Origin of the sequence: Kitasatospora mediocidica KCTC 9733, assembly GCF_000744225.1 — a bacterium.
In the GTDB taxonomy this organism is placed as follows: domain Bacteria; phylum Actinomycetota; class Actinomycetes; order Streptomycetales; family Streptomycetaceae; genus Kitasatospora; species Kitasatospora mediocidica.
In genome coordinates this window covers 251,377-269,295 of record NZ_JQLN01000006.1, presented here as the reverse complement: position 1 = coordinate 269,295, position 17,919 = coordinate 251,377, and the positions used below count along the sequence as shown (strand labels likewise).

Sequence of the window (17,919 nt, the reverse complement as noted above, 5' to 3'; positions counted from 1 at the left end):
TCGGGCTCAAACCGTCCGTTCGTCACCGGCGAAAGCAGGGTCCCCCGATGTCCGCTCTCCTCCAGCTGCCCGGACTCACCCCGGGCGTCTGGGCACTCGATCCCGTCCACTCCACGGTCGGCTTCATGGTGCGCCACATGATGGTCTCCAAGGTCCGTGGCACCTTCGACACGTTCTCGGGGCAGATCACCGTCGCCGAGGACGCGCTGCTGTCCTCCGTGCGGGCCGAGATCGACATGACGTCGATCAACACCCGCAACGCCGGGCGCGACGACGACCTGCGCAGCCACAACTTCTTCGAGACCGACAAGTACCCGACGATGACCTACACGTCAGCCTCGGTAAGCGGCTCCGGCGACGACTACACGGTCGCCGGGGAGCTCACGCTCAAGGGCGTCAGCCGGCCGGTCGAGCTGGCGCTGGAGTTCCACGGCGTCCGCAGCGCCCCCGGTATGGGCACCCGGGCCGGTTTCTCGGCCACCGGTGAGATCAGCCGCAAGGAGTTCGGGGTCTCCTTCGACATGCCGATGGCGGAGGGCGGGGTCGTGGTCGGCGACCGGATCCGGATCGAGCTGGACATCGAGGCGATCCTGCAGGAGTAGCGGCCGGCGCCGGCGAGTCTGCGGAGTGTGCCCGTACGCACCCGGTTCAGGCTCGCCGACCCGCGCCCGCCTGGCATACGATCTGACTCAGGTTCGGGCAAGGGGTCCGGATTTCTTGTGTGTTGGGGGTTTGGTGTGGCGACCGGTCGTGTGGTGCGGTTCGACGGTGTGCGGGGCTATGGGTTCATCGCTCCCGACCATGGCGGGGAGGACGTCTTCCTCCATGTGAACGACATGTTGATCCCCGAGGCGGCGGTCCGCTCGGGTCTGGCGGTCGAATTCGAGGTGGAGGACGGCGATCGCGGCCTGAAGGCCTCGTCGGTCCGGCTCGCTCCGGGAGTCGAACTCCCGTCGGCGACCCCCGCGGCGGCCTTCTCGGCCGCTCCCACCGCGTCGTCGGCCAGGCACGTGGAGCGGCACGTCGACCGCGGTGCCGACGACGACTCGATGTGCGACGTGCTCAGCGTCGCGGAGTACACCAGGGACGTCACCGAGCTGCTGCTGAAGGCGGCGCCGACGCTGACCGGCACGCAGATTGTCCAGATCCGCAGCGGGCTGGTGCAGTTCGCCAAGGACCGCGGCTGGACCGACGCCTGAGCGCCGGGTGTCCGGGGCCGCACCGCCGCCCCGGACACCCGCTGAGTGCGACACTGGGCGTATGACTACAGCGCGTTGGAACGGCCAGGTCATCGCCGAGAGCGACGACACCACGATCGTCGAGGGCAACCACTACTTCCCGCTCGCGAGTGTGCGGGCCGAGTTCCTGGAAGCCTCGGACACCACCAGCGTGTGCCCCTGGAAGGGGATGGCGAACTACTACCACCTCGCCGTCGACGGGAAGCAGAACCCCGACGCCGTCTGGTACTACGCCGAACCCAGCCTGGAGGCCGCGCAGATCCGCGACCACGTCGCCTTCTGGCGGGGCGTCGAGATCACCGACTGACGGTACGTCAGTTCCGGAGTCGGACAACCCCGTTCGGCCCACGCCCGCCGCGCCGGTACGCGGCCGCCGTGGGCCGCACTCGTACCGTGGGAGCCGAGGCGGCGGCCTGCGGGCAAGGTGCGGGAGGCGACATTGCGAGCGGTACTGCGCGGGCTCCGGCGCACGCTGCTGCCTGCGGAGGGCGACCGGCACGGGCCGCTGCCACCGCTGCTGCTCGGGCTGACCCTGGTCACCGGACTGGTCGACGCGGTGAGTTATCTGCTGCTCGGCCGGGTCTTCGTCGCCAACATGACCGGCAATGTGGTCTTCCTGGGCTTCGCACTGGCCGGCGCCCCGGGCTTCTCGCTGGCCGCGTCGGCGACCGCGCTGGGCGCCTTCGGGTTCGGCGCGCTGCTCGGCGGACGCATCGTCAGAGTGCACCGCCACCGCGGCCGGGCGCTGCTGACCGGCGCGCTGACCGAGGCCGCGCTGCTCGCGGCGGCGACCCTGCTGACGGCGACCGGCGGCGTGCACCACGACCGCCACGCCGTCATCGTCGCGATGGGCACGGCGATGGGCGTCCAGAACGCCGTGGTGCGCGGCCTGGGCGTACCCGACCTCGCCACCAATGTGCTGACCACGACCATCACCGGCCTGTTCGCCGACGCCGGCGACGCCTCGGCCGCCGTGAAGGCCGCCCGGCGGCTGCTCTCGGTGCTGGCGATGCTGTCCGGCGCCGTGGCCGGCACCACCGTGGTGCTGCACGCCGGCCACACCGCGGCGACCGCCCTGCCGCTGGCCGGGGTGATCGTGATCACCGCCGCCACCACCTACCACGCCCGCGCCAACGCTCCCTGGACCAGGGCCGTCTGAGCGTCCGCACGCCGCCCGTCACGGTATTCCCGGGGGCGGGGTGGTCAATGTCACGGTGCGCTGTCCCTCACCTACGGTCGCGTAGGTCACTTGATTTAGTGAACTATTTACGTCCATGGCCGAACTACCGGAGACCGCTGCCCTCACTTCCTACGCTTCCTACGTCGCGCTCGGCGACAGCTTCACCGAGGGGCTCAACGACCCCTCCCCCGCAGGCGGGTTCGCCGGCTGGGCCGACCGCCTGGCCGCCCTGCTCGCCGAGCGCCGGCCCGCGGGCGAGTTCCGCTACGCCAACCTCGCCGTCCGGGGACGACTGCTCGACCAGGTGGTCGCCGAGCAGGTCCCGCAGGTCCGGCGGATCCAGCCCGACCTGGTGACCTTCTGCGCGGGCGGCAACGACATCCTGCGGCCCGGTGCCGACCCGGACGAGGTGGCCGAGCGCTTCGAGGCCGCGGTGCGCGACCTGCGCGAATCCACCGGGACGGTGCTGATCTGCACCGGGTTCGACACCCGGGGTGTGCCGGTGCTCCGCCATCTGCGCGGCAAGATCGCCACCTTCAACGTCCACCTGCGGGCGATCGCCGACCGCAACGACTGTGCGGTGGCGGACCTCTGGTCGCTGCGGCCGCTCCAGGGCCGCCCGGCGTGGAGCGACGACCGGCTGCACCTCTCCCCCGAGGGTCACCAGCGCGTCGCCCTGCTGGCGGCCCGCTCGCTCGGTCTGACGCCCGATCAGGACCCGGACGCCCCCTGGCCCGCCGAGGCACTGCACACCCCGGCCGAACAGCGCCGCGAGAACATCCAGTGGGCGCGGACCTACCTGCTCCCGTGGGTCGGCCGCCGGCTGCGCGGCGAGTCCTCCGGCGACCACGTCGAGGCCAAGCGCCCGGACCTGCTCCCGCTCTGAACGGGCCGTCGCCGGGGTGCCGCGACCGGGCGGCTGTCCTGCGCGCACGCCCGTCGCCGCCGGTGACCCAGGGTCACCGGCCGGCCGACCGGAGCGGGCGACGGCGACGGATGACGTGGGGGCGAGAGCGGTACGGAGCGACGACGGCAGAGCGGGCGGGCAGGTCGGCGAGACCCGGGACGGGGAACCTGGCGGGACGAGAGCCGGTTCGCCGTGCTGGCCGAGGACCCGGCCGTCCAGGCGACGGTCGACGCCTACCTGTCCCGGTCCGCCGCGCCCGCGCCGAGCGCCAAGCAGTTCCTGGCGTCCTGGGGCGCCACGCCGGTCATCGGCGGGTCCCTGCTGCGCGGCGCCGAACGCGGCCGGAGCCGGTGGCTCGGGCGCGGCGTCGGGGTCAACCGCTCGGCCGGTGCGGAGTTCGACCGGCCGGTGGGCGAGGTCATCGTCGGCGCGCTCTGCTCGCTGGCCAGGACCGGGCGCCCGCTGAAGTCGTAGTCCGCTCACTGGGCGAGTGCTTCTCAGGCGCCGAGCTGCCAGATCGTGCCATGGCTGGAGAGGACGGCGACCGCCAGCACCAGCAGGTCGGCCGCGCCGAGCGCGATGCCGAGCAGGGCGCGGCCTCGGCGGGCGGTGCGGCGGGTGAGCGCCAGCGAGCCGAGCACGAGGGCGCACGGGCCGAGGACGACGTTGAAGATCAGCAGGCCGATCAGGCCGAGGACGAAGGACGCCACGGCCATGCCGTCGGCGTCCTCGGTCGTGGCGGGGGAACGGTCGGGCTGGGGCTGCGGGTGCGTCAGGGCTGACATCGGTCTGTTCCTTCCCGGGGGTGGTGGTGTCTCAGTGACGGCGGGCGCGTGCGACGCCCTCGCGGACGCCGAAGGCGAGCAGCCAGGCGGTGATGGCGGCCGACGCGGCCAGGAAGACCGGCAGGGTGGTGTGGCTGGCGGCGCCCATCAGGACGCCCATGACGGCGATCACGGCAAGGAGGAACATCTGCGGCCTTTCGGGACGGATCGGCCGGGTAACAGCCGACGGTGCGGGCGGACATATGGGCGACGTACGGGCGACGACCATTCAGCGAACAGTTGGGATAACAACTGTTCGCTGACTTCTCCACTCTACGCTGGCCAAAGTCGGCAAACAGTTGTTTACTGAATGATGTGAGTCACACCCTCGGAGTCAGACAGGCCCAGAAGCAGCAGAGCCGCCGCGCCCTGCTCGACGCGGGACTGCTCCTGCTCGAACACCAGAACCTCAGCAGCCTCGGCGTGCGCGAGGTGACCCGCACCGCCGGGATGTCACCCGCCGGGTTCTACCGGCACTTCCGCGATCTGGACGACCTCGGCGTCGCGCTCGTCGAGGAGTCGCTGGCGAGCCTGCACGGCATGATCACGGCGGTGCTGGCCGGCGAGGGCGACGCCGAGCAACTGATCGACCGCACCGTCGAGGTGGTGGCCCGGCACGTACGGGAGCACCGCGCGCACGTCCGCTTCCTGGCGCGCGAACGGCACGGCGGCGTGCAGCCCGTCCGGGCCGCGATCACCGCCGAACTCGACGCGTTCACCGTCGAGGTGGCCGCCGCGCTCGGCACCCAGGAGCAGAGCGCGGCCTGGAGCCAGGCGGACCTGCGGATGCTCTCCGGGCTCTACGTCGAGCACCTGGTCTCCACGGCGGCCGCATTCCTGGAGGCACCCGGGGACCAACCCGAGGCCGAGCAGCGGATCGCCGCCACCGCCCGCGCACAGTTGCGCCTGATCAGCCTGGGCCGCCTGCACTGGCCGACCGCCTGAAGGCGCCCACGGTACGAGGGCCGGCGCCGCAGCCAGTGCCGCGGCCACGTGCGGTCGCCGGGTAGCCCAAACGGCGTACAGAGAGTGTCCCGGCCGCAGGCCACGCGTTGAACGCGACGTTGGTTACTGCGTCGGCGCCCCCTCGAAGGTCCGCGCCGGGCACTGTCGAAAGGATGACTCATGTTCAAGAAGGCTCTTGCGGGTGCCGGAATCGCCGTCGCCTCGATCGCCGCGCTCTCCGCGCCGGCGATGGCGATCGGCGACACCGACGGCTCCGCGGCCTCCGTGCAGGGCAATGGCGGGACCAACACCACCGGAACATCGGGCAACCACAGCGCGAACTACCACACCGCCGACAACCTGAACCTCTGCCTGCCGGAGGTGCACCACGTGCAGGTCGGCGTGCTCGTTCCGGTGCAGGTGGACGTGCCGGTGCTCAACCAGCAGGGGCACCAGATCTGCAACGTCGGCCAGACCACCCAGGCCAACGGCGACGCCGCGCTGCTCTCGCACGCGATCGGCTGACCTGTTCTCCGAAGGCCCACCAGCCCTCGGGGCGAACGGAGTTGGATCCTGACATCCAGCTCCGTCCGGCTCGCACAGTCCCCGCAGCCTCGACTGCGGGGACTGTTCGCGTCTGCGGGCGCGGGCGGTCCGGGACGGGCCTGTTGGACCACTGTTCACCCCGCCGCGACCTGCCGATTCCCCGCGCGGCCGGGCGGATCGGCGAGGCTGGCCGAAACGTGCCCGGAGACGTTCCACTCCCCGGACCGTGGTCAAGTGGTCTATACCAATCAGCTACCGTTGCCCTCAGGATGTCGGACACACGGCTGTGGGGGCCATATGACTGTCGATCACCTGCCTGCTCCACCCAACGATCAGGAGCTCTACTGGTACTTCGGGCCGCAGCGCCGCTGGGTACTCATCTGCACCTCGCTCGCGTTCGTCTTCACCGCGGCCACCATGCTCACCTTCGCCCTGCGAACTCCCGCACTGTGGGCCTTCCTTGCGGTGCTGGGGCTCAACGTGGCGGCGCTCGCGCTCTCCTCGCTCAACAGCCTGCGCAGCCGCCGGCTCACCCGGCAGTCGCACGAGGTCCTGGTCCGTGCCTGGCAGCCGGCCCGGGCGCCGAGCGTCGACCTCTACCTGCCGACCTGCGGTGAGCCCCTCGCCGTCCTGGAGAACGCCTACCGCGCGGTGGCCGCCGCCGACTGGCCCGGCGAACTGACGGTCTGGGTGCTCGACGACGGCGACCGCGCCGAGGTCGCCGCCCTGGCCGACACCTACGGCTACCGCTACGTGGTGCGCCCCGACCGCGGCCACCTCAAGAAGGCGGGCAACCTCAACCACGCGCTCACCCTCAGCAGCGCCGAGTACATCGCCATTCTGGACGCCGACTTCGCACCGCGCCCGGACTTCCTGCGCCACCTGGTGCCGTACTTCGCCGACGCGCGGATCGGCATCGTGCAGAGCCCGCAGTGCTTCGACACCGACGAGAGCATGAGCTGGATCGAGCGGGCCGCCGGCTCGGCGCAGGAGTGGTTCTTCCGCTGGATCCAGCCCTCCCGCGACGCCAGCGACGCCGCCATCTGCTGCGGCAGCAACGCGGTCTACCGGCGCAGCGCGATCGACGCGGCCGGCGGCTTCGCGCGGCTCGACCACAGCGAGGACATGTACACCGGCCTCGCCCTCTTCGAGCAGGGCTACCGGACCCTCTACGTCCCGATCCTGGTCGCCAAGGGCACCTCGCCCGACAGCCTGGCCTCCTTCGTCAACCAGCAGTACCGCTGGACGATGGGCAACCTGCACCTGCTGCGCAGCTCCGACCTGAAGCGGGTCAAGGCGCCCTGGCGGATGCGGTTCTGCTTCTACGAGGGCATCGTCGGCTACCTGACCATGGCGGTCAACCTCTTCGCCGCGCCACTGCCGCCGCTGGTGATGATGTACTGCTACCCCGGCCAGATCCGCCCCTGGCACGTCCTGCCGCTGCTCGCGCCGCTCTGGCTCTGGCACGTCCTGCTGCCCCGGGTCAGCCGGACCCGCTGGCGGGTCGAGGTGGTGCGCGCCAACGTGCTGATGAGTGTCGCCGCGGCGGCCGCCTTCGTGCACACGCTGCGCGGCCACAGCGCCGCCTGGGTGCCGACGGGCGCCGGGCGGGCGAAGCCGGGCGGGCTGGCCCGCAAGGTCGTGCTGATCGCGTTGGTCTGGCTGGCCTGCTCGCTGACCGCCGCGGCCGGCGGTCTCGCGCTCGACGTCTCGGCGCACGGCTGGGGGCCCAACTGGGGCCTGGGGCTCTACCTGCTGGTGCAGGCCCAGATCGGCCTGCCGCTCATCCGGGACCTGGTCGCAGAGTTGCGGCCGTCCACCCGTCGTGCCCCGCACGGGCCGTCCCGCCGCGCGACGGGCATGCTGCCCCGGCGCTGGCCCGAGGCGCTGGCCGTCACCGCCGCCCTCGCGCTCACCGCCCTGCTCGCCTCCGGCTGGGTCAGCCCGATGCTGCCCTGGCTGGGCTGAAAGGTCGTCACACCGATGTCTCCGACCGCTGTTCCCGAGCTCCTTCCGGACGCCATCAGCATTCCCGGCCCGCCCTCCGCGGGCTCCGCGCACGGCCCGCAGGGTCGTGCCTCCGCCTTCCGTCCCGACATCGAGGGGCTGCGCGCGGTCGCGCTGCTCGCGGTGCTCGGGTTCCACGCCGCGGTGCCGGGCCTGGCCGGCGGCTTCGTCGGCGTGGACGTCTTCTTCGTCATATCCGGCTACCTGATCACCGGTCTACTGCTGCGCGAGGCCGTCAGCACCGGGCGGATCAGGCTGGCCGAGTTCTTCTCCCGGCGGGCCCGCCGGCTGCTGCCCTCGGCCGCGCTGGTGTTGGCCGTGGTCGCTCTCGCCGGCGTCTGGTTCACCGCGCCGCTGCGGCGCACCGACCTGGAGTACGACGTCCTGGCCTCCGCGCTCTCCGTCGCCAACTGGCGGTTCGTGGCGCAACAGACCGACTACCTCGCCGCCGGGCGGGACCCGAGCCCGCTGCTGCACTTCTGGTCGCTGGCGGTGGAGGAGCAGTTCTACCTGGTCTGGGCGCCGCTGCTGGCGCTGCTCGTGCTGCTCACCGCCCGCGCTCTGCGACGCGACGGCGGCACCCGGCTCGGCGGACGGGCCCTGCGGCTGGTCCTGATCACCGCCACGGCCACCGCGACCGCGGTCTCGTTCGCCCTCGCGCTGCGCTGGACGCACGGCTCGGTCTCCCTCGCCTATCTCGGATCACCCTCCCGGGTCTGGCAGTTCGGCGTCGGCGCGCTGCTCGCGCTGGCACCCCTGCACCGGCTGCGCGGGCCGAGCCCGCTGCGCGCGCTGAGCGGCTGGGCCGGGGCCGCCGCGATCGCCTGGTCGGTGCTGCGCTACGACGCGAGCACGCCCTATCCGGGCTACGCGGCGCTGCTGCCGACCCTGGGCGCCGCGGCGGTGCTGCTGTCCGGGGCGCCTGGACGCGACGGGGTCGCCCAAGCCCCGTACAGTGTCGGGTGGTTGCTCTCGACCCGGGCGCCGCGGGCGATCGGCCGACTCTCCTACAACCTCTACCTGTGGCACTGGCCCGTACTGGTGCTGGCCGAGGCCAGGCTCGGGACGATCGGCTGGCCGGTGAAGGTGGCCCTGACGGCCGCCGCCGCGCTGCCCGCCACTGCGGCCGTGCGCTGGGTGGAACGGCCGTTGCGCAGCAACCGCGTGGTGACCGAACTGCCGCGCCGTGGGCTGTCGTTGGGCCTGGTCGCGGTGATCGTCCCGGTCGTGCTCGCGCTCGTGGTGGGCACCGGGACGCTGCGGCTGCTCGGTCCCGCCGCGCCGGTCGACCTGGCCGGGCTGCCGCCGGGCTCCCCCGACGGCACCTCGCTGCTCGTGCAGGGCGCGGCGAGTGCCCGTGGCGGCCCGGTGGTGCCGGACGCGGTCCAGGCGCGCAAGGACTTCCCGCCGGACGGCTCCTGCGAGGTGCCACCGACCGCGACCAGCAGCCCGCCCTGCCTCTTCGGCGCCGCCACCCGCAGCAGCTCCACGGGCAACGGCAACGCGGCGGTGGGGGCCGGCGCGGCCGCCAGCGCCAACGCCGCAGGACCGGACCGGATCGTGCTGCTCGGCGACTCGCACGCCGGCCAGTGGTTCTCCCCCTTCCTCGCCATCGCCGCCGAACGGCACTGGGGTCTGGAGGAGTTGGTCAAGCAGGGCTGCCCGCTGCCGCAGCTGGAGGTGGTCAATCCGCAGCTCGGCCGCAGCTACCACGAGTGCGACAGCTGGCGGGCGAACAGCCTGGAGCGGCTGCGCAGCGAGCCGAAGCCCCGGCTGATCGTGGTCGCCTCGTTGAACCGCTACACCGCCGACCAGCAACTCCTCAGCCAGGCCTGGGACCAGACGCTGGCGCCACTGCGCGCGCTCGGCGTGCCGATCGTCTACGTCAAGGACACCCCGATCCCGGGGACCGACGTCCCCGCCTGCGTCTCCGGCCACCCGGCGGACCCCGGCGCCTGCGACTTCGCCCGCAGCTCGGCCCAGTGGCCGGACCCGCTGGCCGACGCGATCGCCGCCGGCCGCGAGCCCGGCGTGCACACCCTGGACGTGAACGCGGTGCTCTGCCCCGGCTCGGGCCGCAGCTGCCCGGCGGTGCTGGAGCGGATCCTGCTCTACCGCGACGACGCCCACCTGACCAACGTCGCGGCCGTGGTCCTGACACCCCGCCTTGAGCGGCTGCTCACCGACGCGGGCCTGGTTCCCGCCCGTAACGCGCCCACCGGCGGCCAACCGGCGGCCGACGGCTGGACCCAGGTGTTGCGCGACGACTTCGACGGCCCGGCCGGCAGCCGGCCCTCCGGCGCACTCTGGCAGTACGACACCGGCACCTGCTACCCCGGCTGCCCGGCCGCCCAGTGGGGAACCGGCGAGCTGGAGACGATGACCGATTCGACCGACAACGTCCGCCTGGACGGCAAGGGTTCACTGGAGATCGTGCCCACCCTGAGCCAGGGGAAGTGGAGTTCGGGCCGCATCGAGTCCCGCCGCGCCGACCTGGCACCGCCACCCGGCGGCCTCCTGCGGATCGAGACCTCGATCGCCCTGCCGGACGTCACCGGCCCGGCGGCGGCCGGCTACTGGCCCGCGTTCTGGACCCTCGGCTCCGGGCTGCGCGACGGCTACACCGGCTGGCCGGGGATCGGCGAGATCGACGCGATGGAGTCCGTCAACGGACGGGCCGGTGTCTTCGGGACCCTGCACTGCGGCACCGCCCAGGGCGGCCCCTGCCAGGAGCCGAAGGGACTCGGCTCGGGCGAGCAGCCGTGCGCCGGTTGCCGGAGCGGCTTCCACACGTACGCGGTGGAGGTCGACTTCTCCAGCAAGCCCGAACAGGTCCGCTGGTACCTGGACGGGCGCGAGTACCACCGCGTGTCGGCGGACCAGATGGACACCGCGACCTGGGACGCCGCCGTGCACCACGGGCTCTTCCTGATCATGGACGTGGCCGTCGGCGGCAACCTGCCGACCGCGTACGGGGCTTCGGCAGGGCCGGGCACCGAACCGGGGCATCCGATGCGGGTGCAGTACGTCTCGGTGCAGACCCGGCCGGGCAAGCCCTAGGCGTGAGCCGGTCCGGGCCCGCCGTGCGCAAGACGCACGGCGGGCCCGGCCGCGTTCAGCGCACCGGATCGAGCGGCGCCGTCCGGGTCCACGGCCGCCGCTTCTCCAGCAGGGCGGCCAGCGCGAGCAGCCGCTCCTCCCCGCCGGGCGGCGCGACCAGCTGCACCGACAGCGGCACGCGGTGGGTCGGGTGTTCACCCGCCGGCAGCGCGAGCGCCGGCCAACCCGCCAGGTTCCAGGGGAAGCTGAACGGGGCGTAGCGGATGTTCGACGCCACGTTGACCGCCCAGCCACGGGTGTGCCAGCGCTCGGCCGAGGGGGCGCGCTGGGCCAGGGTGGGCGTGACCAGCACGTCATGGCGGGAGAAGAACGACTCCAGCAGTTCCTCCCAGCGGCTGCGCTGCGTGGCGCGGACCAGTCCGGTGCGGGCCACCAGGCGTCCGACGGCGGCGTGCCGGCGGGTCCGGGCGTTCAGCAGCCGGGCGTCCAGCGCGGCCGCGTCGGCCGCGGTGCCCTCCAGCCAGCGGCCCACCGCCGCGGGACCGAGCCAGAGCGGGTACGGCGCCTCGGCGCGCGAAACGATGTGCCCGGCGTCGGCCAGCAGCCGTCCGGTGCCGCGCACCGCGGCGACGTGCGCCGGATCGACCCGGATCCCCACCGAGGGACAGCGCGCCGAGAGCGCGATCCGCAGCCCGTCGGTGCGGTCGGGCGCGGCGGCGGAGTCCGTCCAGGCGCTCTGGGCCAGCACCCGGTACATCAGCACCGCGTCGGCGGCGCTGGTGGTGATCGGCCCGTTCTCGGCCATGCCGAACCAGCCGTCCACGCCCAGGCCGGCGGGCACCGAGCCACGGCCGGGCTTCAGGCCGAGGACGCCGCAGTTGGCCGAGGGGATCCTGATCGACCCCATGCCGTCGTTGCCCACCGCGATCGGCACCATCGCGGCCGCCACCGCCGCCGCACTGCCGCCCGAGGAGCCGCCCGCGCTGCGGCTGAGGTCCCACGGACTGCGGGTGACGCCGTAGACACTGTCGGTGGTGCCGAAGACGCAGAGTTCGGGCACCTGCGTGAGGCCGACCGGCACCGCGCCGGCCGCCCGCAGTCGGCGGACCACCTCGTGGTCCTCCCGCGCGGCGTCGCTCGGCGTCGCGGCCGAACCGTGCCGGGTCGCCTCACCGGAGACCGCGAGGTTGTCCTTGACCGCCACCGGGACGCCCGCCAGCGGCAGGTCCGCCAGGTCGGAGCGCCGGTCGAGCGCCTCCGCCTCGGCCAGCGCCCGCGCCGGCCAGACGGTACGGAACGCCCCCACCCGCCCGTCGACGTCCGCGATCCGCGTCAGGTGCTCGGCCACCACCTCGCGCGCCGTCACCTCGCCCGCTCGTACGGCGGCGGCGATCTCCACCGCGCTTCGTCCGACCCAGCTCGCCATCGGTCCCACCTTCCGTCGCACCGGCCGCACGCACGCGTCGGCGCGGTAGGAGGCAACCTAGCGAACCGCGCTCCGGTGATCCAGGGCGGGAACGCCGACGGCCCGGCCGTCCCCCAGGTACTACGGGGGGACGGCCGGGCCGGGTTCAGGCTGTGGTGGCGCGGATCAGGACAGGCCGGCCTTGACCGAGCAGACCGGCCAGGCGCCGGGGCCCTGAGCGGCCAGGACCTTCTCGGCCACCGAGATCTGCTGCGCCTCGCTGGCGTGCGCGGCCTTGTCGGCGAACGCGGTGCCACCGAACGCGGCCCAGGTCGACTGGGTGAACTGCAGACCGCCGGAGAAGCCGTTGCCGGAGTCGATGCTCCAGTTCCCGGTGCTCTCACACTGGGCCACCTTCTCCCAGGTGGAGGCCGACGCGGCCGAAGCCGTCGTCGCCGTCACGAGACCCGCAACCGGCAGGGCGACGATGACGCCACCCATCAGCGCCATCCGCAGACGGCCACGACGACCGGCCTTCACGGAGTTACCGGCGACAGCGGAAGCGGAGTTCTCGGTACGGAAGGTCATGTACATCCTCTCGACAGACCCCGGGCGGACACACGGAACCAGACCCTGACGAAAGGGCCTCGAAATCCCGCTTGCCTCTCCAACAGACGACCGGCGCGTCCTCGACGCGCCGTGCCGCCCCGGCCACCCATCCACACCCGCACGCCCCGGACAGGGGGCCGTACGAGAGACACCGACAGAACACGGTGCGCCGGGGGTGAACCCGAGTAGTGCTCGCTGCACTGAGAACGAAGTTAGGCGCCACCCCCACCCAGCACAAGCAATTCCACAAACCCCCAGCTCAGAACGGCGTTACCGCCGGTAAAGATCTCCCCCACCACCCCCACACCCCGTCAACCCCAAGCACCACCCACCCCCACCCACCCCCGAAAGTGGCCCACCCCACACCACAAAACCCCACCACCCCCACTCCCCGTCCACCCACCCACCACCCACCGCCACCAACCACCCCACCCCCAGTGGCCCCCACCACACCACCCCCGGATCCGGCGCCGAGCCATACCCGAGGTCACCGATCAGGTGCGGACGGTTACCAGGAGCCCGTCGCCGCCGCGGCCGGCCCGGGGCCCGCACGGCGGAGCCTTCCGCACTCACCCCCCGCAGCGTCGTCGTCGCTGGTCACAGCGGTCCGCCCAACCCCGCTCCGAGCTCCGAGGTCTGACGGCACATGAGTAGGCTACGCTTCCGCCTGAACCCCGACCGGGGATGGCCGGTTCGAGGGCCGAACTCCTGTCCGCAGTCGCGCATGGCAGGTACCTGATCCCACCGGAGGCCGCTGTGCTCATCGCCGATCGCACCGCCACCCGGCGGCGCGTCGTCACCGAGCGGCGGACCACGGACGACGGGAACGCGCCGCCCGACCGCGGCCGATCCGCGCAGGCCCCGGCCTGACGCCCGGCGGCCCCGGAACCAGGCACGGCCCGCCCGACCCGCACCCCTCACCCGCGCGCCGCCCGGCGCCGCGCGGATCCTCGGGCCGGGCGACACCCCGCACCATCCGCACGACGGAGTCCGCCTGCCCGTGGCAGGGTCGGACCGCTCCGCCGTTGCGGCCCATGTCCGGACCAAGACCCCTCCCAAGGCGCTTCCATGACTGATCGTCATATCCACCCCGCTGTCCGCCGCATACCCCGCGCCAGCACTCCGCGCGGCACGCAGCGGCTCGGGGGTCCGGCCCTGTGAGGATCACCCGCAAGCTCGCGGTACTCGCCGTCGTCCCGCTGATCGCCGTACTGGCCTTCGCCGCCCTCGCCGTGCGCACCGCCGCCGGGCAGGCCCTGGACGCCGCCCGACTGCGGACGCTGGTGCAACTCGGCTCCCAGGCAGGCCAGCTGACCCACCAACTGCAGAACGAACGCACCGCCGCCGCCGTGCTGCTCTCCGGCGGCGGCCCCGCCGACGGCACCACCACCGGCGACGCCCCCATTGCCGCACAGAGCAACGCCTACCTCGACCAGACCCGGACCACCGACGCGAGCATCACGCAGTACCGCAGGCTCCGCGACCGCCTGCAGGCGATGCCCGGCGGCACCGACGGCCTGCTGCAGACCGTCGACGGCGCGCTCGACGGCCTGCCCGCGCTGCGCCGACAGGTCCAGTCCGGCGCCGGGGCCGAACTCTCGGCCGTCACCTTCCAGTACCGGATCCTGGTCGCCGACCTCCTCGACTTCCGCGCCGACGTGGCCGAGGCCGGCAAGGCGTCCGCCACCGTCGCCGCCCGGATCAACAGCGCGGTCGCCCTCTCCCGGGCCGAGGAGTACGCCAGCCAGGAGGAGTTGGCCGTGCTGCGGGCCCAGGCCGCCGGCGGTCTGACGCCCGCCGCACAGGACGCCATCGCCTCCACCCGCAGCGGATACACCGAGTCCGTCCTGGAGTTCGGCCGGACCGCTGACCCGCTCTGGCAGGCCTGGCTGGACCACGCGCTGACCGGCGACGGCGTGATCGACGCCGGCCGGCTGGAGGACGCCGTCGAGCGCTCCCGGCCCGGCGACCGGCTGCCGGGCACCGACGTCTGGACCGGCGCGATGGACCAGCGCGTCGACCGCCTCCAGCAGGTCGAGCAGCGGATCGACCAGTCGATCTCCGGTGATGTCACCCACCTGCGCAACGTCCAGCGTGCCTGGACGCTCGGCGAGGTCCTGGCGGTGCTCTTGGTGGTGGCCGGTGTGGTCACGCTGGCGATCCGGCTGGGCCGCCCGATGATCCGCGAGCTGCGCCGGCTGCGCGACGCGGCGCACGCCGTCGCACACGAGCGACTGCCCGCCGCCGTCGAGGCGTTGGCGGCCCGCGGGGCGCTCGGCAGCTCCACCCCCGAGGAGTTCGCCGCCGCCGCGGGCGACCCGGTCAAGGTCCGCGGCCGCGACGAGATCGCCGAGGTGGGCTCCGCGTTCAACTCGGTCAGCCGCGAGGCGGTCCGGATCGCGGCCGAACAGGCCGCCATGCGCGACCGGTTGGGCGCCCTGCTGGTCGGCCTGGCCCGGCGTGGCGACCGGCTGACCGGCGCGCTGATCAAGGCGCTGGACGCGGCCGAGCGCGACGAGCACGACCCGGCCCGGCTGGAGCGGCTGTTCGCGCTCGACCACCTGGCCAGCCGGATGGGCCGCAACAACCACAGCCTGCTGGTGCTCGGCGGCGAAGCCTCCGCGCGGGTGCGCGGCCGGGACGCCGCCATCGAGGACGTCCTGCGGGCCGCGATGGGCCAGATCGAGCGCTACACCCGGGTGGACTTCGGCACCTTCGACCCCGGGGTGCTGATCGCGGCCGAGGCGGTCGACCACCTGGTCCACCTCTTCGCCGAACTCCTGGACAACGCCACGGCGTTCTCCCGCCCCGAGTGCCGGGTCACCGCCGAGGCGCGGCTGCTCGCGGACCGGGTGGTCGTGCTGATCTGTGACGAGGGCATCGGCCTGGCCGAGGACCAGTGGGCGCCCGTGAACGCCCGGCTGGCCTCGCCGCCGCCGGTGGAGGTGACCGGGGTCCGCGCGATGGGCCTGGGCGTGGTCGGCCAGCTGGCGTCCTGGTACGGCGTCCGGGTCGAGCTGCGGCCGCGCCCGGGCGGCGGGACGATCGCCGAAGTCTCGCTGCCCGAAGCGGTGTTCAGGGTCGCCACGGCCGAGCCGGTGCGACCGCCGGTGTCCGTCGCGGCCCTCCCGGCCGTCCCGGCCGCCGTCGTGGAGCCCGAACCCGTCCTTGCCCTGGCGGCGGCGGGCCGGACCGGCGGACCCGCACCGACCACGGCCGTCCTCTCAGCGAACAGCGCGAACAGCGCGACCACCGCGATCACCGCGGCCGGCCTGCCGCAGCGCCGCCCGCGCGGCGCCGAGGCCGAACCGTCGGCTCCCGCCCAACCGGTCCCCGCCCCGCCCGTGGAGGAGCGGCGCGACCCGGCCCGGGTCTCGGCCGCGATGGCCGCCTACGCGCGCGGCATCGGCGCCAGCCGCTCCGGGCGCGTCGCGCCCACGTCCGTCCTGTCCGACCCAGAACAGAAGGAAAACTCGTGACCTCCCAGACTCCCGACCTGGACTGGCTGCTGAACGACTTCGCGGCCCGGGTGCCCGAGATCACCCACGCGGTGGCGGTCTCCGCCGACGGCCTGCTGATCGCCGCCACCCGCGACGTGGCGCCCGAGCGCGGCGACCAGCTCGCGGCGATCGCCTCCGGACTGGTCAGCCTGCTGGCCGGAGCCGGCCGGCTGCTGGAGGCCGACCCGGTGATCAGCAACCTGACCGAGCTCCAGGGCGGTTTCCTCTTCTCGATGGCGGTCAGCAGCGGTGCCTCCCTGCTGGTGCTGGCCGGCAAGACCTGCGACATCGGACAGGTCTCCTACGAGATGGCCGAGCTGATCAACCAGGTCGGCCCGGCACTGGCCCCAGCCGCCCGGGCGATGCTGCTCAACTCCACGTCCTCGGGCGCCTCCTGACGTCTCGCTCCCCCTCTCCCACCGACCCTGGAGTACGCATGACATCGGCACGCGGCGCACGCACGCGACGCACCTCGACACGCGGGATGCGCGCCACGGGACTTCTCCTGCTCGTCACCGCACTCGGCGCCTCCGGGTGCAGCGGTGGCAGTTCCCGCGCCGCCGCCGGGTCGGGCAGCGTCAAGATCGGCCTGCTGGCCTCGCTCTCGGGGACGTACAAGGAGGTCGGCACCGACATGCGCGACGGCTTCCAGCTCTACCTGGACGGCCACCAGGGCAGGCTCGGCGGCCACCCCGTCGACCTGGTGGTGGCCGACGAGGGCGACGGCGCGCCCACCGCGCTGCCCGCCGCGACCAAGCTGGTCAAGCAGGACAAGATCCTCGCGATGACCGGCATCGTCGGCGCCGGCTCGGTGGCCGCGGTCACCCCGTTGCTGACCGAGAACAAGATCCCGCTGGTCAGCTCCAACGGCCGCCCGGTGATCAAGGACGTCAGCCGGCAGTGGAGCACGAGCTTCATGTCCGACGACCCGGGCGCGGCAATCGCCCAGTACGTCCACGACACCGTCCAGGGACCGGTGTTCGCGATCGGGCCGGACTACCAGGGCGGCTGGGACGAACTCCAGGGCTTCACCCAGGCGTTCACCAAGGCGGGCGGCCAACTCGCCAACCCCGCAGGCAAGACGCTCTTCACCCCGTTCCCGCAGACCACCGACTTCACGCCGTACCTCACGCAGATCAAGAACTCGCACGCCAAGGCGGTCTACTGCTTCTACGCGGGCGGCGCGGCGGTCGACTTCGTCAAGCAGTACGCACAGTCCGACGTGGCCGGCGTGCCGCTCTACGCGGCCGGCTTCCTCACCGAGGGCGGCGTGCTCAACGCCCAGGGCAACGCGGCCAAGGGCATTCAGTCGGTGCTCAACTACGCGCCCGACCTGGACAACGCCGGCAACCGCGCCTTCGTCGCCGCCTGGCAGGCCAAGCACTCCGGCCCGCCGACCACCTATGCGATGGCCTCCTACGACGCGGCCGCCGTGCTGGACAAGGCGATCGCCGCCGCCGGGAAGAACCTGACCCCGGAGACCCTCAACACCGCGATCGGCGGTCTCGGCCAGATCGACAGCCCGCGCGGCACCTGGGAGTTCGGCAAGAACACGCACTCCCCGGTGCAGAAGTGGTACCTGCGGCAGGTCAAGAACGACGGCCGGGCGCTGTCCAACCTGACCGTCCAGGACCTGGCCACCATCGGCAACTGAGCCGTCAGCCACCAGCCGTCAGCCGGAGCCGGGGAGCATCCGCC

16 protein-coding genes and 1 pseudogene are annotated in these 17,919 nt (G+C 73.0%); 13 read left to right on the top strand and 4 right to left on the bottom strand.

Annotated elements, in window-relative coordinates:
- The first annotated feature begins 47 nt into the window (after nucleotides 1-47).
- From BS80_RS27480 to BS80_RS27455, 6 genes are all read left to right on the top strand, one after another.
- The gene (locus BS80_RS27480) at nucleotides 48-602 is read left to right on the top strand and encodes a YceI family protein (RefSeq protein ID WP_035803175.1); all 555 of its coding nucleotides are present in this window, start codon (nucleotides 48-50) and stop codon (nucleotides 600-602) included.
- Nucleotides 603-737: 135 nt separating this feature from the next.
- Nucleotides 738-1,199, top strand: coding sequence for a cold-shock protein (locus BS80_RS27475; protein WP_035803173.1), 462 nt, complete (start codon nucleotides 738-740; stop codon nucleotides 1,197-1,199).
- A gap of 61 nt (nucleotides 1,200-1,260) precedes the next feature.
- Nucleotides 1,261-1,545 carry a DUF427 domain-containing protein gene (locus tag BS80_RS27470; RefSeq protein WP_035803171.1) on the top strand — a complete coding sequence of 95 codons (285 nt, stop codon included), beginning with the start codon at nucleotides 1,261-1,263 and terminating at the stop codon, nucleotides 1,543-1,545.
- Between the two features lie 132 nt (nucleotides 1,546-1,677).
- Nucleotides 1,678-2,397 carry a YoaK family protein gene (locus BS80_RS27465; RefSeq protein WP_035803169.1) on the top strand — a complete coding sequence of 240 codons (720 nt, stop codon included), beginning with the start codon at nucleotides 1,678-1,680 and terminating at the stop codon, nucleotides 2,395-2,397.
- Between the two features lie 115 nt (nucleotides 2,398-2,512).
- Nucleotides 2,513-3,304 (top strand): SGNH/GDSL hydrolase family protein, encoded by a 792-nt coding sequence (locus tag BS80_RS27460; protein ID WP_035803167.1) that lies wholly within the window; start codon nucleotides 2,513-2,515, stop codon nucleotides 3,302-3,304.
- Between the two features lie 213 nt (nucleotides 3,305-3,517).
- Nucleotides 3,518-3,799 carry a hypothetical protein gene (locus BS80_RS27455; RefSeq protein ID WP_035803165.1) on the top strand — a complete coding sequence of 94 codons (282 nt, stop codon included), beginning with the start codon at nucleotides 3,518-3,520 and terminating at the stop codon, nucleotides 3,797-3,799.
- 23 nt (nucleotides 3,800-3,822) lie between these two features.
- Here BS80_RS27455 and BS80_RS27450 read toward each other — a convergent pair whose 3' ends face one another.
- A complete protein-coding gene (locus tag BS80_RS27450) occupies nucleotides 3,823-4,110 on the bottom strand; it encodes a hypothetical protein (protein ID WP_035803163.1) in 288 nt (95 codons plus the stop codon).
- A gap of 31 nt (nucleotides 4,111-4,141) precedes the next feature.
- Complete coding sequence (locus BS80_RS42060; protein ID WP_035803161.1) at nucleotides 4,142-4,297, bottom strand: hypothetical protein; 156 nt, start codon at nucleotides 4,295-4,297, stop codon at nucleotides 4,142-4,144.
- A 167-nt stretch (nucleotides 4,298-4,464) separates the two neighbouring features.
- Between BS80_RS42060 and BS80_RS27440 the strand changes: the two genes are divergently transcribed.
- The 4 genes from BS80_RS27440 (at nucleotide 4,465) to BS80_RS27425 (ending at nucleotide 10,707) form a co-directional block, all read left to right on the top strand.
- Nucleotides 4,465-5,094 (top strand): TetR family transcriptional regulator, encoded by a 630-nt coding sequence (locus BS80_RS27440; protein WP_035803159.1) that lies wholly within the window; start codon nucleotides 4,465-4,467, stop codon nucleotides 5,092-5,094.
- Between the two features lie 180 nt (nucleotides 5,095-5,274).
- A complete protein-coding gene (locus BS80_RS27435) occupies nucleotides 5,275-5,619 on the top strand; it encodes a hypothetical protein (RefSeq protein ID WP_035803157.1) in 345 nt (114 codons plus the stop codon).
- 318 nt (nucleotides 5,620-5,937) lie between these two features.
- Nucleotides 5,938-7,608: a glycosyltransferase family 2 protein gene (locus BS80_RS27430; protein WP_035803155.1), complete on the top strand. Its 1,671-nt coding sequence runs from the start codon at nucleotides 5,938-5,940 to the stop codon at nucleotides 7,606-7,608.
- Between the two features lie 15 nt (nucleotides 7,609-7,623).
- The gene (locus BS80_RS27425; protein WP_051967260.1) at nucleotides 7,624-10,707 is read left to right on the top strand and encodes an acyltransferase family protein; all 3,084 of its coding nucleotides are present in this window, start codon (nucleotides 7,624-7,626) and stop codon (nucleotides 10,705-10,707) included.
- A 55-nt stretch (nucleotides 10,708-10,762) separates the two neighbouring features.
- On the opposite strand, the gene BS80_RS27420 is transcribed toward BS80_RS27425, so the two are convergent.
- Together BS80_RS27420 and BS80_RS27415 are read right to left on the bottom strand one after the other, a co-directional pair.
- The gene (locus tag BS80_RS27420) at nucleotides 10,763-12,133 is read right to left on the bottom strand and encodes an amidase (RefSeq protein ID WP_035803153.1); all 1,371 of its coding nucleotides are present in this window, start codon (nucleotides 12,131-12,133) and stop codon (nucleotides 10,763-10,765) included.
- Nucleotides 12,134-12,301: 168 nt separating this feature from the next.
- Nucleotides 12,302-12,622, bottom strand: a pseudogene (locus BS80_RS27415) (transglycosylase family protein); the annotation flags it as partial.
- 1,256 nt (nucleotides 12,623-13,878) lie between these two features.
- On the opposite strand from BS80_RS27415, the gene BS80_RS27405 reads away from it, so the two are divergent.
- The 3 genes from BS80_RS27405 to BS80_RS27395 all read left to right on the top strand — a co-directional run bounded on the left by BS80_RS27405 (nucleotide 13,879) and on the right by BS80_RS27395 (nucleotide 17,875).
- Complete coding sequence (locus BS80_RS27405) at nucleotides 13,879-16,200, top strand: nitrate- and nitrite sensing domain-containing protein (protein WP_051967259.1); 2,322 nt, start codon at nucleotides 13,879-13,881, stop codon at nucleotides 16,198-16,200.
- Complete coding sequence (locus BS80_RS27400; protein ID WP_035803149.1) at nucleotides 16,197-16,619, top strand: roadblock/LC7 domain-containing protein; 423 nt, start codon at nucleotides 16,197-16,199, stop codon at nucleotides 16,617-16,619. The genes BS80_RS27405 and BS80_RS27400 overlap by 4 nt, the downstream gene beginning before the upstream one ends.
- 86 nt (nucleotides 16,620-16,705) lie before the next feature.
- Nucleotides 16,706-17,875, top strand: coding sequence for an ABC transporter substrate-binding protein (locus BS80_RS27395; protein WP_051967258.1), 1,170 nt, complete (start codon nucleotides 16,706-16,708; stop codon nucleotides 17,873-17,875).
- Nucleotides 17,876-17,919 lie beyond the last annotated feature (44 nt).

What these genes read in the sequence shown, in the direction of transcription:
- BS80_RS27480 (WP_035803175.1), top strand. Translation starts at nt 48, where the DNA reads ATGTCCGCTCTCCTCCAGCTGCCCGGACTCACCCCGGGCGTCTGGGCA.
- BS80_RS27470 (WP_035803171.1), top strand. Translation starts at nt 1,261, where the DNA reads ATGACTACAGCGCGTTGGAACGGCCAGGTCATCGCCGAGAGCGACGAC.
- BS80_RS27460 (WP_035803167.1), top strand. Translation starts at nt 2,513, where the DNA reads ATGGCCGAACTACCGGAGACCGCTGCCCTCACTTCCTACGCTTCCTAC.
- BS80_RS27450 (WP_035803163.1), bottom strand. Translation starts at nt 4,110, where the DNA reads ATGTCAGCCCTGACGCACCCGCAGCCCCAGCCCGACCGTTCCCCCGCC.
- BS80_RS42060 (WP_035803161.1), bottom strand. Translation starts at nt 4,297, where the DNA reads ATGTTCCTCCTTGCCGTGATCGCCGTCATGGGCGTCCTGATGGGCGCC.
- BS80_RS27435 (WP_035803157.1), top strand. Translation starts at nt 5,275, where the DNA reads ATGTTCAAGAAGGCTCTTGCGGGTGCCGGAATCGCCGTCGCCTCGATC.
- BS80_RS27430 (WP_035803155.1), top strand. Translation starts at nt 5,938, where the DNA reads ATGACTGTCGATCACCTGCCTGCTCCACCCAACGATCAGGAGCTCTAC.
- BS80_RS27425 (WP_051967260.1), top strand. Translation starts at nt 7,624, where the DNA reads ATGTCTCCGACCGCTGTTCCCGAGCTCCTTCCGGACGCCATCAGCATT.
- BS80_RS27420 (WP_035803153.1), bottom strand. Translation starts at nt 12,133, where the DNA reads ATGGCGAGCTGGGTCGGACGAAGCGCGGTGGAGATCGCCGCCGCCGTA.
- BS80_RS27395 (WP_051967258.1), top strand. Translation starts at nt 16,706, where the DNA reads ATGCGCGCCACGGGACTTCTCCTGCTCGTCACCGCACTCGGCGCCTCC.